Source organism: Levilactobacillus tongjiangensis (genome assembly GCF_003946345.1).
GTDB lineage: Bacteria > Bacillota > Bacilli > Lactobacillales > Lactobacillaceae > Levilactobacillus > Levilactobacillus tongjiangensis.
In genome coordinates, this window is the sequence record NZ_RHNY01000004.1 from 165,628 (window position 1) to 183,112 (window position 17,485).

General features: G+C 45.2%; 16 protein-coding genes. 12 read left to right on the top strand and 4 right to left on the bottom strand.

Features of this window, described 5'->3' with window-relative positions; genetic code table 11:
• Positions 1-111 precede the first annotated feature (111 nt).
• Entirely contained in the window at positions 112-1,575 is a 1,464-nt protein-coding gene (locus EKM75_RS03515) for a MutH/Sau3AI family endonuclease (protein WP_164508718.1), read from the top strand.
• 57 nt (positions 1,576-1,632) lie between these two features.
• Here EKM75_RS03515 and dcm read toward each other — a convergent pair whose 3' ends face one another.
• Entirely contained in the window at positions 1,633-2,901 is a 1,269-nt protein-coding gene (gene dcm / locus EKM75_RS03520) for a DNA (cytosine-5-)-methyltransferase (protein ID WP_125692176.1), read from the bottom strand.
• Between the two features lie 177 nt (positions 2,902-3,078).
• On the opposite strand from dcm, the gene EKM75_RS03525 reads away from it, so the two are divergent.
• Together EKM75_RS03525 and EKM75_RS03530 are read left to right on the top strand one after the other, a co-directional pair.
• Entirely contained in the window at positions 3,079-3,504 is a 426-nt protein-coding gene (locus tag EKM75_RS03525) for a very short patch repair endonuclease (RefSeq protein WP_125692178.1), read from the top strand.
• 17 nt (positions 3,505-3,521) lie between these two features.
• Complete coding sequence (locus EKM75_RS03530) at positions 3,522-5,030, top strand: Sau3AI family type II restriction endonuclease (protein ID WP_125692180.1); 1,509 nt, start codon at positions 3,522-3,524, stop codon at positions 5,028-5,030.
• A gap of 137 nt (positions 5,031-5,167) precedes the next feature.
• On the opposite strand, the gene EKM75_RS03535 is transcribed toward EKM75_RS03530, so the two are convergent.
• Positions 5,168-6,595, bottom strand: a complete 1,428-nt coding sequence (locus tag EKM75_RS03535; RefSeq protein WP_125692182.1) for an APC family permease — start codon at positions 6,593-6,595, stop codon at positions 5,168-5,170.
• Positions 6,596-6,894: 299 nt separating this feature from the next.
• Between EKM75_RS03535 and EKM75_RS03540 the strand changes: the two genes are divergently transcribed.
• Together EKM75_RS03540 and EKM75_RS03545 are read left to right on the top strand one after the other, a co-directional pair.
• The gene (locus EKM75_RS03540; protein WP_125692184.1) at positions 6,895-8,307 is read left to right on the top strand and encodes a subtype B tannase; all 1,413 of its coding nucleotides are present in this window, start codon (positions 6,895-6,897) and stop codon (positions 8,305-8,307) included.
• Positions 8,308-8,778: 471 nt separating this feature from the next.
• On the top strand, positions 8,779-9,141 hold the full coding sequence (locus tag EKM75_RS03545) for a hypothetical protein (RefSeq protein ID WP_125692186.1): 363 nt from the start codon (positions 8,779-8,781) through the stop codon (positions 9,139-9,141).
• Between the two features lie 231 nt (positions 9,142-9,372).
• On the opposite strand, the gene EKM75_RS03550 is transcribed toward EKM75_RS03545, so the two are convergent.
• Positions 9,373-9,783: a peptide deformylase gene (locus tag EKM75_RS03550; RefSeq protein ID WP_125692188.1), complete on the bottom strand. Its 411-nt coding sequence runs from the start codon at positions 9,781-9,783 to the stop codon at positions 9,373-9,375.
• Positions 9,776-10,324 carry a DUF1697 domain-containing protein gene (locus EKM75_RS03555; RefSeq protein WP_125692190.1) on the bottom strand — a complete coding sequence of 183 codons (549 nt, stop codon included), beginning with the start codon at positions 10,322-10,324 and terminating at the stop codon, positions 9,776-9,778. The genes EKM75_RS03550 and EKM75_RS03555 overlap by 8 nt, the downstream gene beginning before the upstream one ends.
• Positions 10,325-10,509: 185 nt before the next feature.
• On the opposite strand from EKM75_RS03555, the gene EKM75_RS03560 reads away from it, so the two are divergent.
• The 7 genes from EKM75_RS03560 (at position 10,510) to EKM75_RS03590 (ending at position 16,942) form a co-directional block, all read left to right on the top strand.
• On the top strand, positions 10,510-11,043 hold the full coding sequence (locus EKM75_RS03560) for a hypothetical protein (protein WP_125692192.1): 534 nt from the start codon (positions 10,510-10,512) through the stop codon (positions 11,041-11,043).
• A gap of 682 nt (positions 11,044-11,725) precedes the next feature.
• Entirely contained in the window at positions 11,726-12,409 is a 684-nt protein-coding gene (locus EKM75_RS03565; RefSeq protein WP_164508719.1) for a Firmicu-CTERM sorting domain-containing protein, read from the top strand.
• The gene (gene xrtG, locus EKM75_RS03570) at positions 12,410-13,006 is read left to right on the top strand and encodes an exosortase family protein XrtG (RefSeq protein WP_125692197.1); all 597 of its coding nucleotides are present in this window, start codon (positions 12,410-12,412) and stop codon (positions 13,004-13,006) included.
• Positions 13,007-13,012: 6 nt separating this feature from the next.
• Positions 13,013-14,359: a TIGR03111 family XrtG-associated glycosyltransferase gene (locus EKM75_RS03575; protein ID WP_225426646.1), complete on the top strand. Its 1,347-nt coding sequence runs from the start codon at positions 13,013-13,015 to the stop codon at positions 14,357-14,359.
• Positions 14,360-14,364: 5 nt separating this feature from the next.
• Positions 14,365-14,736, top strand: a complete 372-nt coding sequence (locus EKM75_RS03580) for a 6-carboxytetrahydropterin synthase (RefSeq protein ID WP_225428391.1) — start codon at positions 14,365-14,367, stop codon at positions 14,734-14,736.
• Positions 14,737-14,750: 14 nt separating this feature from the next.
• Positions 14,751-16,328, top strand: a complete 1,578-nt coding sequence (locus EKM75_RS03585; protein ID WP_125692199.1) for a TIGR03766 family XrtG-associated glycosyltransferase — start codon at positions 14,751-14,753, stop codon at positions 16,326-16,328.
• Positions 16,329-16,408: 80 nt separating this feature from the next.
• A complete protein-coding gene (locus EKM75_RS03590) occupies positions 16,409-16,942 on the top strand; it encodes a hypothetical protein (RefSeq protein WP_125692201.1) in 534 nt (177 codons plus the stop codon).
• Positions 16,943-17,485: the final 543 nt, after the last annotated feature.

A 17,485-nucleotide genomic window follows, 5' to 3' on the forward strand; every position in this document is an offset into this window, starting at 1 on the left:
ATATTAATGAATCGACATGGGTGTATCTCTCAGATAAAATAGTAGATATCGTCATTTCTGGCAAAGAAAGCGTTAAAATTATACTTATAATGATTAAGGGGGAGGATGCTCGTGGATAATCACATTTTTACCAGTTTTGAGATTAAAAGAATCTTGGATGCCTGTAAAGGAAAAAAGCTTTCAGAAATTGATAAAAACGGTGTGCTTGAAAGAGCGAAAGATAAAACTAGAATTAACGGTATTGCAGGGGATATTATTGAGGAATCCGTATTAGGTTACGCAGCAAATTCTGATCAGAATCCGGATCTGCAGGTTGATGGAGAACCCGTGGAACTTAAGACAACTGGATTAAAGCATACCAAAGTTAAACCGCATTATGCCGCTAAAGAAAGACTTACGATTACTGCAGTATCGCCAAAAAATATCATTGATGAAAAATTTGAGAACTCTCATTTTTGGGGTAAGGCGAAGAGCTTACTGTTTGTTTACTATTTCTATGATGCTAGTAAGCCAGTAGCTGCAATCGATTACGGGAATTTTATCTTCCAAGGATATAAGTTTTTTAAATTTTCTAATAATGACAAAGTACAGCTACAGTCGGAATGGGAATACATTAAGCAAGTTTATAGTCAACATCAAGATGACTATAAAACAGAACAGGTTCGGTCTAAGTTACGTGGGCTGAACTACTTAGAAGTTGTTGCTAAGAAGACTAATCCAAGAATTGCCTTGTCACAAAAATATTTCAATGTAATCGTGCATCAGTTCTTTGGTGAAAAATTTGAACCAATTCTAAAAGGGGATTCAGCTAAGACTTTTGAAGAAGTCGTGTTGGATATGTTTAGGCCCTTTATCGGCAGAACTCGAAGAAATATAGCTGAGGAATTGCACGTCGAAATTCCGAAGAAAAATGCTAAATCTACGAATCCAACGTTGGCAAGAAAAATGCTGAATTTGGGTGCTGATATTGAAAATTCTGAGGAATTTCAAAAAGCCAATATTATTGTAAAAACAATGACTGTCAAGGACCGACAGGCAAAAAAATATGCACAAACAAAAGAAGGTTTTAAAGTCCAGCATTACTTCGATTTTGAGGAGTTAATGGATGAATGCTGGAAGAAGTCGCGTTTGCGTGGGTACTTGTTCGACACAAAATTTTTATTGGTTATTTTTCAACAAGTTGGTGAGAATCAAGTGTTCAGGGGCGCCAAGTTTTGGCAGGTGCCATTAACCGACTTGGATGGGCCTATCCAGTCTACCTGGGATCAAACTAGAATTGCTTTACGGGATGGAGTCGAATTAACCTATAAAAAGACCAATGATAAAAAAGGTTTTCAAGTGTCCAACAATCTTCCAGAGATGTCAGATGGAACGGTTCTGCATGTTAGACCAGATGCACAGGTCTCTTCATACGTTGATAATGCCCATTCTGATAGATTACCGACCCCTGCGCATTGGATTAATAAACCTGAAAATATGATGGATCAATTGAGTGATGAGTATATGACAAAGCAGGCTTTTTGGTTAAACCCAACGTATATGTATCAACAAGTAAGGGACTTACTACCAAATTAGCAACAAAAAACAACCTCACGACTATTATTAAATGAATGTAGTCATGAGGCTGTTGTATTAGTGAGTGATGCTATCCGCATTTACTTGAACATGTTGGTTGTTGTTTTCGTCTTCATTGGCAATGATTTTATCGATGCCTTTGCCAAGCTCAGTGACCAAACCACAGACCAATGCGTTACCCATCATGAAGTAACGAGAACTCTTAGGCATCCCTTCCGTCCAATTATCAGGGAAGGTTTGCAGGCGTTCGCATTCCAAAGGACTTAGGAGACGCAGTTTTCCGGTCTCTTTGTCCTGGATAACGTGCGTACTTCGGTTGACGGAATGTTCTGAGGTGAGCATGGTTCTACCTGGCTTACTGAGTGGGTCAGGAAAGGCCATTCCACCTTCGGAGTAATAATAAGAAAAGCCAGTTGAACTGGTCCGCTCTTCTTTTTTTGCACCTTTCAAATACTCGAATTTTTCACGACGGCCAGGAGTGCTGTCAATGAATAATGTGTCATCATCAATGTGGTCTAAAACAATGTCATTGAGGACAGTAGACGTGCCCGTGTACTTAGGAGTGTACTTACCTGTGAACACATCTTCGTTGTGCATGATACCCGTATTTTCAAAATGAAATGAGAAGGTATCTGAGAAATCAACGATGTCGATGTACCCATCAAGAGTTGTCTCATTTTCTAAGTGAAGAGCTTTGTTTATTGGTAAAGCTTCGTTGTACACACTGTGCTCCAGCAAAGCCTCTTTTAAATTGATAGCACTGTCGATGGTGTTGAAGTAATTTGTATCTTGACGGTAGGCAAAGATGAAGACTCGACGGCGCCGTTGAGGGAAACCATACTCTGCGGCGTTGATAACACGCCACTGAGCACCATAACCCAGTTGATTCAATGTATAGAGAATCATCCCAAAGTCGCGACCACGGTGGGCCTTTCCGGGTGAGGAGAGTAACCGATCGACATTTTCAAGAAGCACAAAGGCTGGGCGTTTCGCTTCAATCGTATCTCGAATATCCCACCAGAGCACACCTTTTTTTCCTTGGATACCTTTTGCTCCTGAGTGAGCGACGGAATAATCTTGGCAAGGAAATCCACCCACAAGTAAATCCATATCTGGAATTTCAGTTTTGTCTACTTGATTGATATCTTCGTTTGAAAGCTTCTCGGTTGTTCCAAAATGGCGGGAATAGCAATCAAAGGCATACTGGTGTTTTTTGCCAGGTTCCCATTGATTTGCGTAAACGAAGCTCCATCCACTATTCAGTTTGTCTAGACCGACACGAAATCCTCCGACACCGGCAAATAATTCAGCAACACGTTTTTGCATGAATGGATTCCTCCCCTTAAGTTTAGTTTCAATAGAATTAGTATACACTTTTTTTCAAAACGATCAAGAACTTATGTTCGTAATACATAAATTCATTTTAAATTTGGCAGTAGAATAGCAATAAGAATGATTATAGCGAAAAAGATGAAAAAGATCAAGCACTAAGGACTGATCAATGTGAAACATCCAAAGAATTATGACACGACAGCAGCAACCTCCAAGCGAATGAGTCATGTCCACCTGAAAGGTGGTAAAGCAGAAGTTATCCTAGCAAAAGCTTTATGGCATCATGGTTTTCGCTACCATCGGAATTACAAAGAGCTACCAGGGTCACCAGATATAGCAATAACCGGTAAGAAAATTGCTGTATTTGTAGATGGCGAATTTTGGCATGGTAAGGATTGGCCGAAACGTAAGCAACGGCTCAAACGGAATCGAGAGTATTGGATTAAAAAGATTGAAGAAAACATGGCCAGGGATACTCGTGATGACCAGCAACTTCGTGAACAGGGGTGGTTACCAGTTCATTTTTGGGAGAAAGATGTTTTGAAGAATTTAGATTATTGTGTTGAATTGGTTATTTACTTTGCAAAATTTCGTTAGGAGATGAAATAGAGGTAATGAAAAAACAATATAAAACAAAAGAAGAAGTACATAATCGTGCCCTAGATATTAGAGGAAAACGATTCGGCGATATTGCTGATGGGATTAGTTTAAAGTCAAAATCATTAGCCGGTGATGTGTTTGAACATTGGTTTGGAAAAGAAAAGGATTCAGCGTCCGAAAGGGATTTAAAAGAGGCTGATGTTGAACTGAAGGCAACGCCATTTAAACAACTAAAATCGAAAAACAAAACTGGTGGTGCCAAGTATTCTGCTAAGGAACGTCTAGTTCTAAACATTATCAATTATGAAAATTTAGCCAATGAGAAGTTTGAAACTTCCCACTTCTTAGAAAAAAATTCAGTCATTGAACTTGGATTCTACGAATATAAATCTGGGATTTCTAAAAGCGAGTGGAACTTTAAAGACACAGTGCTTTTTGAAATACAGAAAAATAGTGATGATTTCGCTGTCATTAAAAATGATTGGCATACTATTCAAAAATATGTGTTGGAAGGTCATGCAGAGCTTTTGAGCGAGAGCGCTACGGACTATTTAGCTGCATGTACGAAAGGAAAAAAAGGGACTAATGAGCGTGTTCAGCCATATTCAGACGTGCCAGCAAAGCAGCGTGCCTTTTCTTTAAAGAGAAGTTTTATGACTAATTTACTGCGTCAAAATATTTTGGGAGATAAGAAGACGGAAAGTATCTTCAAAGGAAAATTCGAAATAAAGAAGGGCTCAATTGAAAATCAAGTAGGGGAGATGCTAAAACCATGGATTGGTTGGTCAGTTAAGAAACTGGAGAAAAAGTTTGATGTAAAGTCAACTGCAAAGTCAAAACATGCAGTATTAGCAGCGAGAATGCTTGGACTTTCCTTAAAAGTTAGATTTGATACAAACTCAGTTAAAGTTGCTGAGTTTGAGAAGGCAGGCATTGTTCCAAAAACTGTCAGATTTGATGAGAAAGGTAGGAATAAAGAAAGCATGAGTTTTGCACCGTTTCGTTTCAAGAATTTAGCACAACAAAGTTGGGATGAAACAAGAGATTCAGAAATGGCAGATTGGCATAAGTTCTTACTAGATTCAAAATTTCTATTTATCGTATTTCAAATGGTTGACGGTGCTGAATTATTTCAAGGATTTAGATTTTTTAATGTCCCATATTCTGACTTGAATGGTGATATTAGAGAGGTTTGGGAAGATACAGTTAGTAAAATTAAACATGGTGTGACTTTAGAAGCTGTTAAGAGTAGCACTGCAAATTCCGGGTATGTTGTTAATAACAATTTCGTTAAACTTGGACAGAAGGCATCGCAACGAAAAATTTGTCACGTCAGACCACACGCTCAAAAATCAGATTATTCAGTGAATGGCAAATCTAGTGATGAGTTACCTAGTGCAATTATTTGGAAGAATCGGCCAAATAATACAAAACTTTTCTCTGATAATTGGATGACAACCCAAAGCTTTTGGTTCAATCATGATTATGTTAGAAAACAAGTATTAGATTTGATTGAACAGTGACTTGACTGAACCTATGGCTTTATGAAAAGTAAAAGAACAAGATACTGTTTTTGAATAAAAACGGAATCTTGTTTTTACGTCGAAGGATAAGTATCTAATTAACGAACCAGGTTCAAATTATGGAGTAAATAATCTTATTATTTTTTCTCCACGTCCCGCAATCGCTTAAATTCTTCATCACCCAATAAATGGTGCAACGCCGTATCGGCAGGCTGATGTTCTTTGCGTCCCAACCAGTAAAACAGCAATCCCAGCCCAATCCACACAGCCAACATAATGTATTCCGTTGGCCAGGCTAAGGCGACCGGTGACTTGGGATATAGCGTGCCGATGGCAATGGTCACCGCTAATAGTCCGCCCAACATACTTGGCCAGAGTCGCTTTAGTCGAAAGCCCCCTTGGAGGGTTGGGTAATCTCGGCGAATCCGCCACAGAGCCATTGCAGTGATGGCCCAAGCCATTGCTACGAAGAAGCCACCTAAGTCCAAGAAGTAAGTCATGGCACCCTTACCCAGCCAGCCGAAGCCAACCGCAAAAACCAGGACTAAAATCGTCGCGTTTACCGGTGTATTGTGTTTTTCATTAATCTTGGCAAACTGTTGCGGCAACAGTCCTGCCCGAGACAATGAAAGAATCAACCTTGGGGCCGCTGTAAACAGCCCAATGAAGCTCGTTAGCAATCCCAAGAAGGCAATCAGATACGCCGCCGTTCCCAGCAGGGGGAACCCAGCCTCCGTATACGCCTTGATGGAGCCCATACTAAATTTGGCCGTTTTCTGCCAAGGATAGACCCAGGCACTCGCCAGCAACACCACAATGTAGTAGCTTGCTGCTAGTAAAATGGCGCCCACGACCGCTTTCCCAATCTTGCGGGGTGGCATGGCCGCTTCCTCTGCCAGAATCGTGACGACTTCCCAACCGGTCAGAAATGTCATGGCCGGAAGCACAAAACGAATCACGTTGGCCCAAGGGTCCGTTCCGGTACTAAACGCAGGCCAAAAATTGTGGACACTCCCTTGGGTAAAGCCAGTGACCACCAAGGCACCACCTAAGATGACCAGGCCAATGAACAGGACCGCCTGTACGCCCGCCGTCAATTTGGTGCCCCGGACATTTAGCGCGAAAATTAAGAGCGTGAAGGCCACACCAATTGCCAGCTCCATCAGTGACACATGGGCGCCAGCGATTGTGTAGCCAGGTCCCGCCGATATCTGGGGGACCAACGTTGCCAGCAACATGCTGCTGGCCGTTACGTAGAAGGAGAGGGCACTCAGATAGGCCCCTAGAATTGCCCAGCCTGTCGCAAACCCCAATCGTTTGCCAAACGCGAGGTAACTATATACAACTGGACCACCACTTCGAGGGAAAATTGAGGAGAGTTCAGCGAAGGAGAGGGAGGCTAACACCGTGATAAAGGTGGCCAGCACAAAGCCGAAAATTTCGCCCCCAGCCCCGTATTTATCAAAAAAGATACCGTTCGTGTAAATCCAGCTGCTCCCAATAACGCTGGAAGCGCCCAGAATTAAAAGGCGAGGAAATGAAATATGGCGGGACAAATTCTGCATGGTTATCGCTCGCTTTCATGGATTAACTAAAATCTCGATATTTATGTATTTGTGAAATTTTGCTCCCCTCATTCTAACTGATGGTTGCGCTTACAACAACGGAAATGACTCGGTAAATTCACAAGCCGTTTTTGGATTGCCGGGATAGTGAATGACGGTATATTCACGCGGTGGGTAGTCAGCTAACGATTGCCCCACTTGGAGGTCGTGACGGTTATGTCGACTGGTAAATCAATTGCACGACTTGGGTTTTTCCACTACAGTAAGGTTAACCAACAAACTGAAACGGAGGAATGATGATGACGGATCCACTACGGTTTAATGAAAAGATTTATGACCCAGCAACGGCGACCGTGGGGACGACCCGGGTGACTTACCGCGCCTTTAAGGACCTAACCTACGTGGCACAACCAGTTGATGACTGTCAGAAGCTCAACGTTTTTGTACCAGAAGGCTACTTTAACGGTCAGACAATTAACGGCTATACGCGGGTCACGGCGCCTATCTTCATGCCCAATACGGTCGGGGGGTATTTACCCGGACCGCGGGACTTTCCAGGAAACCCAGCACCTTTTAGTGGAAGTACCACTATCCTTCAAGCTCTGAAACGGGGCTACGTCGTTGTCTCAGCTGGCTTGCGCGGGCGGACAACGCAGAATTTACAGAACGAATATTTGGGTAAGGCCCCGGCTTTTATTGTGGATATGAAGGCTGCCGTGCGCTACGTGAAATACAATGCAGGGTGGCTTCCAGGCAATCCTGACCGCATCATCACCAACGGTACCAGTGCGGGTGGGGCAACCTCAGTATTGATGGGGGCCAGCGGTAACGCTGATTTCTTTGAGACCCCCTTGCAAGAAATCGGGGCGGCTCCGGCCACGGACGATATTTTTGCAGTTTCAGCGTACTGTCCGGTCCACAATTTGGCACACGCCGATGCCGCTTATGAGTGGCAATTCAACGGTATCAACCAGTGGCACCGTCAGCGCGTTCGCATCGAAAATAATCAGCGAATCTGTACGCCAATTCACGGCCAACTTTCGCCGGATGAGCAGGTGTTGTCGCGTGAGCTCAAAGCAGCATTTGTACTGTATCTGAATGGTTTGGGGCTCAGAGATGTCGCTGGTAATCCGTTGACCTTGGATGCCGCCGGTGAGGGCAGTTTCAAGCAAGCAATTGAACGGGAAATTTTAATGTCGGCGCAACGAGCGTTAGCCGCTGGAACAGATGTGACTAAGTATGCCGGCGTTTCGGTAACTAATCAGATGGTGACTGGCCTCGACTGGCCCCGTTATTTACACGCCATTACCCGGATGAAGAGTGTTCCCGCCTTTGATGCTTTGAATCTCAGCAATCCTGAAAACGACCTGTTTGGCAATCGATTGACACCGGCCCGACACTTTACTCAGTTTTCACAGGACCATTCAACGGTTTCAGCGTTGCTGGCTGATCCGTTATTGGTGGCTGCAGTGAATCCCATCACGTACCTGATGACTAAGCAAAGTCACGTGGCTCCTCACTGGCGGATCCGGCACGGAGCAGCTGACCGGGATACGTCGTTTGCAATCTCCATGATCTTAGCCACGAAGTTAGCCAACCGAGGCTATGATGTTGATTTTAGGTTACCGTGGGCGACACCTCACAGCGGTGACTACGATTTGCCTGAACTTTTTCAATGGATTGATAATCTTTGTCGAACCGCAACTAAATAGGCTTTAGCGGCACTTTACGTTGATTGTGTAAGGTGCTTTTTTAATACCGTAAAATAAAAAAGCTTGCATTTTAATACCCTGGTAGGTATGCTGATTCTCGTTCTTGATTGGCGGCAATCATTTAGCCTTGAAATTAATACGGAACGAATTATAGCTGTCACCATTGGGAAGATGGTGACTCCAATTCGATGCTCTTTAGCCGTTCGCCGACCAATCATCAAATACCCCAGTGGGGATTATCCAAGCGAAAATACGAACGAAGTTAGCTACTTTCTAGCACATGTTTCAACAAACTAAAGTTAGATATAAGATAAGGAGTTGGGATTTTATCTCAGCTCCTTTTTGTATACCAGCAGTGGATTCACAATCCATAAGCGGTTTGTTTTCTCAAATAACCAAGTCCTAGCGTTCAGGTTTACATCTCGTGCGTGGCTTTCTATAGTCAAGGTAGAAGCAGAAGAGGTGACGACTATGCAGAAGCTGTACGTATTTGTGCCGTTGCTCAACGTCGTCGGGTGTCTGTACTTTCTACTGATTATTTCGCTAGAACCCGCGCAGACCAGCCTGGGCCTGGACTTGGTCTGGGAGCAACCGGACGTGTTATTGGTGGGCGGCATGCTATTTATCGTCTTAGCAACTAGCGTGGCGAAAAGCCGGCTGGCTAAGATGTTGGGATTAATCATTAACATGGTGGTAATTGGAATGATGTCAGTCTTCTTGTGGTGGCTCCACGTCCCGGTATTGGTCACGGATTACCTGTGGTTGTGGGCGCTGCTCATGATTTTTAACGTGTGTCTAATTGGCTGGGGCTGGATGCAGCTATGGGGAAAGTAAGCGTGCAATTGCGGGTGCTTAGCTGGCGAGCATTAACGTCGTTAGGACAGGAATTCCGGTCCTAAAATCTTGTTCTAACGGGGTTAAGCGGAGTCAGCTGCTTTCATAAGCACGTTTCAGCCACAGAAATCAAAAAAACTGCTGTCACACCAAATTTACGTGTGGCAGCAGTTTCAGATTAGTCAGTATTTCAGCAAATTTCAGGGATTTTTCTCTTTTTCAACAGTCAGCCTAGATTAAGACACCGTTGCAGTGGTCAATCTCGTGTTGAATGATTTGGGCCACAAAGCCAGTGAAGGTCTGGTGCTGTCGTTGGAAGTTTTGATTCTCAAATGTGACATCGATCGTTTGGAATCGTTTGGCCGATCGTTCGCCAGTTAAGGATAGACAACCTTCCTGGGTATCGTACGGGCCAGATTTCTTAGTGATGGTTGGGTTGACCATGGCGACTGGAAAGACGCCCATGTCCACCACAATGATCCGTAAGTTGATGCCGATCATGTTGGCGGCCATCCCCACACAGTTATCACTGTTGGCTTTCAAAGTGTCTAAAAGGTCCGTTACGGTGGCAGCGTCGGCCTTGGTAGCGGGGGTGGATTTCTGTGTTAGACGTGTTTGATCGTGAATAACGGGTTTAATCATGAGGGGCCTCCAGTAAATTTTTGAGTTTAACGGTCGTGTTGTAGTTTCGGGCACTGGTCTGTTTGTAAAACGCGGTCCCAGCAATTTTTGAATAAAATGAGCGACTGAAATTAATCTTCAGTGTCGATGTCCAAAAGATAACGGTCGGTGTAATCAGCACCCGGTCGTAGTCAGTAGTTTGGTGTGCGGTGAGCCAGTCGTCCCATTGTGGTTCATAGGTGTTGAGTTTGAACAGGGCGTTGTGTCGCAATTGTGAATCGGCGCCCCACCAAGCTGGTGCGAGGGCCAAGTCCGCTAAAAAGTCCGGCTGTGCGAGCAGGCGAAAATCGATGGGAAAGTCGAAGTTACGCGTCAAGATTTCAGTCACCGTTGCCTCGCAAACAGCTGCGGGTTGGTCGCTAGTGACGAATAAGTTACCACTATTAATGTATGAGCGAACGTCGGTGAAACCACCAGCGGTTAACAGAGCTCGAAGGTCTGCCATGGGAACGCGATGCTTGCCGCCCACGTTAATGCCTCGAAGCAGTAAGAGATAGTTCAAGGTAAGCCCTCCCTTTCAGTTAGCATTAATCCTATTATGAACAACGATAAGCGAAGCAGATTAAGTTTGCAACCAATTTAATGAACAAGATTAGCAGTGTTAAAGCATCAGCGGCCAATGCTGCCTCCTCATGGCTAGCTGGTGTATACTACGAATGTACCTGATGAATCAACTGGAGGAGTCTTATGATGAGAAAAAAGACGTTGTTTGTCGCAATACTATTAGCTGCGGCCTCAATCGGTGGTATGGTTGGCACGACACCGACGACGGTGCACGCTAAGACGCGGTCCCTAACCACTTTTCCTAAGCGTTACCGGCACACTTGGTATCATTACATAGGACATGGCAAGTACGATACACAGAAATTTACCGCCAAGACTTGGCAGTATACGTCCCATGCGGGTGGGTACGTGAAGGTAAAGTCGAGCCTACACCCAACCAGTACCTATCCCTATCAACATAAGGAGCATTCAAGCTGGGTATTTGGGAGCACTATTTTTGCCCGAAAGGCCCACTGGATTAACATCAAACTCTGGAATCAGAATGCGGGCTACGGCGACTACTATAAGACAAGTACCAAGAAGTATCATGGTAAAAAGATTTCAACGTTATCAGCGGCTTCTGGTCTGGTTCAGACGTCTGACCACTACTATCGCTCCAAGAAAGTTGCTAAGCAGCTAAAGAATCATCATTTTAAGGGTGAAGTTTACGAGCATTAAGCAGCCACTGGTTCGGCTAAATAAGCCTTTAAAACAAATGTCACTTCATGAGCGCATCAAGTGGGCTCGCGGAGTGGCATTTTTAATTTGTCGGATTTTATGAAAGTGGGGGTTACAAATCCCATCCGAATTTCGTTAGTAAGAGTAGGGGGAGTCCCCCAGTTCATTTTCATGAAGTTAGAGCATTACGGTTAACTTGCAATTGCGTCCATATATGGTAAACTGGATATCCAACAATAATTAACACCGCTTATTACTTAATTGGCTAAGCATGTTGCCCGACTGAGTAATTGTACCAGTGATCGTAAAACCAGTGTAGCCACAGGCTGGCAGGAACGGGACCCGCAGTGTCGACGGCGTTAGCTGGCTGGCCAGCTTACGACGTGGGACGAGCTTGGAAACGGGCGGGGTAGGCCCGGTTTCAAGTCGAGGAGGAAGACCGTACTTTGGCTTCCTCCGGTCCCCACAGCGGATCCCGTTCCTGGCGGCCGGAGGCGGCCATTGATTTACATGTTTTCAGTAAATGAGAAAGCAATGTAAAATCAGACAAACTCTTTAGCCAATTCAACGGATATGATAGACAAACGATAGTTATTTAAGGTGGAAGTCGCTACAATATAGTAGAAATCCATTAATGGATTATTGATTAATGATAAGTACAAGAGTCAGAGGAGGAATGAACGTGCGGAAAGCCATTTTATTTGTAACAGCCCTATTAACTGGGGTGTTATTGTGGGGGGCTAGCACCACGGTGGCCAGCGCGAACACCAACAACGCGACTAGCGATAATTTGGGGATTACCATTGATGGTAATTTTGATGATTGGCAAGATAAACCCATGACGACCATTAAGGAACCATGGGATGACTATAATATTAAAAAGGGGAGCATGCTGGCAGATGCGAACAATTTGTATCTGTACATCAACATGTCACCCAAAAAAGGTAATGGTTACAACGAAATGCAAGGTTACGGTTACGTTCTAACGGCCGGTTCTAAGACCTATGATCTGCAATTTAACAATGTGACAGGGACCGCAACTGATAAGAGTAAGACCGGGTCCGTCAACATTTGGAACCGGACGGATGGCGTCAATGATCCAACCACGGGCGCGCAAGTCATGGTTCACCGATTTAAGACGGGTCAGAACTTTAACGACGTCATGGAAGCTAAGGTTCCGATTGCCGACTTAAAATTAGCCGGTGGGAGCCAGACGTTTAAGATGACGAACAGCAATCTGGGTAGTCAAACGTTAACGGTGACCGGTGGGTCTACTGGCCCAGTTGTCTTAGCCGGAGTCGGCTTCGCGATTGCTCTCGGTGGCGTCGTCAAGTTGAATAAATCGAGAAAAAAGAGGACTGCTTAGATGAATAGCTACCTGTTATTTGGAATCATCGGGTGGCTCTACGCAATCTCAGTATTGAAACGGGCCCACCTCTCCGCGTATTACTTTATCGTGGGGAGTGTTGGCCTGTTCTTTATTCTCATTGCCATTGGCAACCCCTATTGGGTTTGGTTTTTGACGCACTCGGTCATCAATGGTATCGCGTGGGTGAGTGACCTCACCCACTGGAGTAGCGTGCACACCAAGTACGGGATCGTCTACATTGTGAACGCGATTTGGCCAGTGACCATGTCCATCGATTACGAGTGTTCGGGAATCATCGAGACGACCGCTTTTGTCAGCCTCTTAGCTTTTTATCCCACCTATGGTCGGCAGGAAAAGTTATTTTACCTGGCCTTAGGCACTTTGTGGGTGTACTTGGCCAACGTGATCCGTTTGCTACTAGTCGTGATTTTAGTCCACTTTGGTGGGGCTAACTGGTTCTTCACGGCGCATACAATTATTGGACGTCTAGTCTTCTACTGTTTGATCATTATGTTGTACTATAACGTCTTTACGTACTCGCAGCTGTCACAGAGCTTATATCGTAACTTCAAACGCCACTTTTCGAGAGGTTAGTTATTCGTGGACTATTTTGTAAACTTAACGCTATTTCAGATGGGTTTTTGGATTACTTGGGCAATGATCCCCATTGTGGTCGAAATCATTCCGTCTCTGATTTCAGCGGTGCGACTGATTATCCGTAGTCGGCACCAACACGATTTACCATTGCCGGCCAAACTGCCGTTTATTTCGATAATTGTGCCGGTTTATAATTCTGAAGATACACTCTTTGCCTGCCTGCAGTCGATCAATGATTCGACATTTCCTAACAAGAATATGCAAATCGTGATTGCAGATAATCAGAGTACGGATGACAGCTTTCAAGCCTTTGCGACGGCGCAAAACCACTTCGACCTGAATCTACAGTTGATTCGGACGGAACAGGGGAAAGCCAAAGCGCTGAACGGCGCCATTTACCAGTGTATCGGTACCTATATCGTCAATATTGATAGTGATGGTGTGTTAGAGAAACACGCCCTGATGAACATGGTCCTGCAATTTGAAAATGACCTGGAACTTGCTGCCATGACTGGCACAATTCTACCCCAGCGGGCACTGATCAAACGGACGAAAAAACGCCGACTACGGCTGCTGCAAAAGAATGAATACTTTGAATACGCCCAAGCCTTCCTATCAGGGCGGACGATCGAATCAAATAACAACGAACTCTTCACCATGTCCGGTGCCTTTTCGGCCTTCCGCAAAGATACACTGCTGGCCACGTTTATGTACAATACCAGCACAGTGGGTGAGGATACAGATATGACTTTTCAGGTGCGTGAACGGCTCAAACGAAAGGTGATGCTCTGTGCCGACGCCATCTTTTACATTGAACCGACACCGGGGATGAGTCAGCTCTACAAGCAGCGCCAGCGCTGGATGCGGGGGGAATTAGAAGTCTCACGGGAATACATGCACCACGATGCCCAGCTTGGGAAGTTCTTTCATAATTTCTTGGTTCGGCGAATCATGATTGATCACACCTTCATCTTTCCAAAGATGATTTGGCTCTTCGCCAGTGTTGTGCTGCTATTCTTTCGGTACTCGCCCGTTGTATTGGGTCTGTCTTATCTGGTAATTTATCTGTTGTACGTCTTAGTGTCACTGGTTAACTTTGTCAGTGTCGGTAAGTTGTTACAGGAATTTCCGGATGAAAAACACTTCTACCGGCGTGTTAGTTGGGTTATCTGGACCCTGCCAATTTATAACTTCGTGATTTCTTGGATTCGGCTAGTGGGTATCATTAATTCTATGTCGATGCCAGGAGCTTGGAACACGGCCACGTTTGGCGCTGAGACGAAGTCAGTCGGCCGGGTTCTCAAGGGTGACGTTCAGCGGTTACGTGATCAGAGACAGAAAAAGGAGTGAGCAGATTGGGTGAAATCCATACGTATAAAATGAAATCCTACATCAACGCGAGTCATGCGATGCGGTGGGAATCTGGTACCGGGCAAAAGCATAATCATACCTGGGAAGTTATCATGGAGATTCAGCTGGACACGAACCATTTGGTACGGTTCAACGACATTGAGGACAACATGCGTGAGGTCTCGGTGAACTATTCGGGCAAGTTTTTAAACGAAGTACCACCGTTCGATAAGCTCAATCCTTCATTGGAAAACATCACCCGCTATTTCTACAAAAAGTTGTCTGAAACATTGGCTAAGAGCCAGGCGACACTGATGCGCTTAGAGATTGGGGAATCACCCACACGGTTCTATTGTATTCAACACACTGACGACTAATTCGAGGAATCCTGATGAATCAAAAAATCTTTAACTGGGGCCAAAGCTTGATTCACGGCCTTTTTTACGTCTTATTTAGTTTAACGACTTATTTTGCCATCACATCGCCGAATTTTATTTTAGGTGATAACCCGTTTACTGGGAGTGGGACCACGATAGTGACTACCTGGGTGGTCATGGTGGTCGTGGGCATTATCCTGTGCCTATACGCGTACCGCCCGTTATTTCGGGGGTTTAAGTGGCTATTCATTACCCATCAAGCAGTGACGGCGAGTGTCGTCTTGGCACTAGCTGTCGTTTGGCAGCTAACGTTCATGCTGGCCGTCCACCCGGCGATTGGGTTCGATGTGGGGGCGATTCACGATGCCGTTTTGAATCCTAAATCGCCCGACATTACGTCGTATTTTAGCCAGTACCCGAATAACTTGACGATTCTACTATGGCAACACGGTCTCGCCCAGTACTTCCATACCACGTCCTGGTTGTTCTTTGACACGGTGACGTTACTACTGACGGATCTCTCCGTCGTGTTCAATTTGTTGAGTGTCGCCGTGATTAAACGGCGATTAGTGCCCACAGCAATGTACATTCATGCCGGTTGGCTAGCCTTGTTTCCCATGATCATCGTTCCCTATACGGACGCCTGGGTCTTACCTTTTGTGTCTGCCTATATCTTCTGTTATTTTGTCATGCGCTACACGCAGTCCCACTGGGTGGTAAAACTATTGGCTGCGGTGGGCTTTGGCCTAGCGGCGATTGGTGGTTATTTCATGAAACCGTCCGCGGTCGTAGGTGTTATCGCCATTGTCCTAATTGAATTACTAGGATTGTTTAAACGAGAGACTTGGCAACGGGCAACTGGCCAACGGATTGCTTTGGTATTGGCACTGGTTGGCTTGGCCGGCGGCGTAGCGGGGACGACTTACGTGGTTGGTAACCGCGCACTGGATCGGCAAACCTATATTCAGATCAACACGGATCGCGCGATACCGGCCATTCATTTTCTTAGTATGGGAATCTCGGGTCAGGGGGGCTACAATGCTAAGGACGCCCTCAAGATGGTGACCTTGCCAACGAAGAAGGCGCGGTCAGACTGGTCCAAGAAGGTCTATATCAAACGGCTGCGTCAGCGAGGTTTCTGGGGTTACCTGAAATTCTTAGTCGCTAAACAACGCAACAACACGGCTGATGGTTCATTTGCCTGGGTCAAGGAAGGCCACTTCATGCAACACGGCACCAAGCCGCAAGGAACGGGTCTTACCCGGGCACTCGGCAGTTTTGTTTATTTGTATGGTGAAAATTTGGGTGACTTCCGGTATTTAGCCCAAGTTTGGTGGATCATCTGGGTCCTCATGATTTTCTTTGCCTGGGGTGACCGCCGCCAACTTGTTCAAATGCTCCGACTCAGCCTAATTGGCGGGTTTATGTTCCTGTTACTCTTTGAAGGTGGCCGGAGTCGTTACCTGATTCAATTTCTACCGGTCTTCTTGATTTTAGCGACGTTGTCATTTGAACGCTCCCTTGCATTTCTACGAGGCTTGTTTGGCTGGGTCGCCCAACCCATGCAACCACAAGAATTAGACAAAATGTAATGATTAATTTCTCAGTCAGTGGCGTATACTGATTCCTAAAGGGATTGGCGGACCCAGTCTCGATTTGGGAGGATGGACTCATGAAAAAACAAGTAATCGGAGTGGCTGTGCTGGCTACTTTAATGGGAGTTGGTGGTGTCCTGGGGATGACGACCACTACTGCACAAGCCAAGACGCAGATGACGTTACGAACGATTCCGCAACGGTATCGGCATACTTGGTATCACTACAGTCAGGGCAAGTACGAGAGACTGACGTTTAGCACGAAGAAAATCGCGGGCCTCAGATACTTTGATGGTCAGAGCACCCAATATCGAGCTAATCTGCACGCACACAAGCTAACGACCACGAAGTTTAAGCGGCACATGACTTGGAGTTCCGCAACCACCACTGAGCGGCGTCACGCCACTTGGATCAACGTTCGTGGCTGGAATCAGGGAATGGGTGCTGGTGACTACTACAAGGTCATGACCAAGTCCTACCAGGGGGACCGGCACGCTGTGTTGAGTCAGGCCGGTGGTGCTGGTGTTTGGACATCGGCGCACTACTACCGTTCTAAGAAAATTGCTAAACAATTGAAGAATCATCACTTTAAGGGTGAAATTTACTATTAAATTGTCGTTTCCGGTTGCTAGGACGGATGCCAACTCGGTTCTGGCAACTTTTTGTGTATGATGCTAGCTGGACATTATTAACTTCCAATTTTTAGATAGATGATATCGCGGCTCGGAATTCACATTCCGGGCCTTTTTGCGTTTGATTTAAGGCTTAGAATGTCTGGTGATCAATCGTTTTCTGAATTAGCTCAGGGCAGTGGTGAGTGTCTCATTAAATGGTCTGAAGCAGTCTGCCATTGGTACTGATCTGGAACCAGGCCCAATTTTATCAAGGTAAATTGCCAGGATTTATTGACAAAAACCAAAAGTGAGCTTATACTCACTTCATCAGGTGAGTAATAACTCACTCGCCGAAAAACAATCACGTTTTGGGAGGCATTATGATGATACAAGCAATCATTGAACTTAACCATTTAGCTAAGAAATTTGGCAATCAAACCGTTTTGAAAGATATCAATTTAACTGGCAGATTGCAAGAAATAACTTGAACAAATTTAGTAACGCAGATCACGCAAAAAGATCTCAATCGGTGTTCGCCAA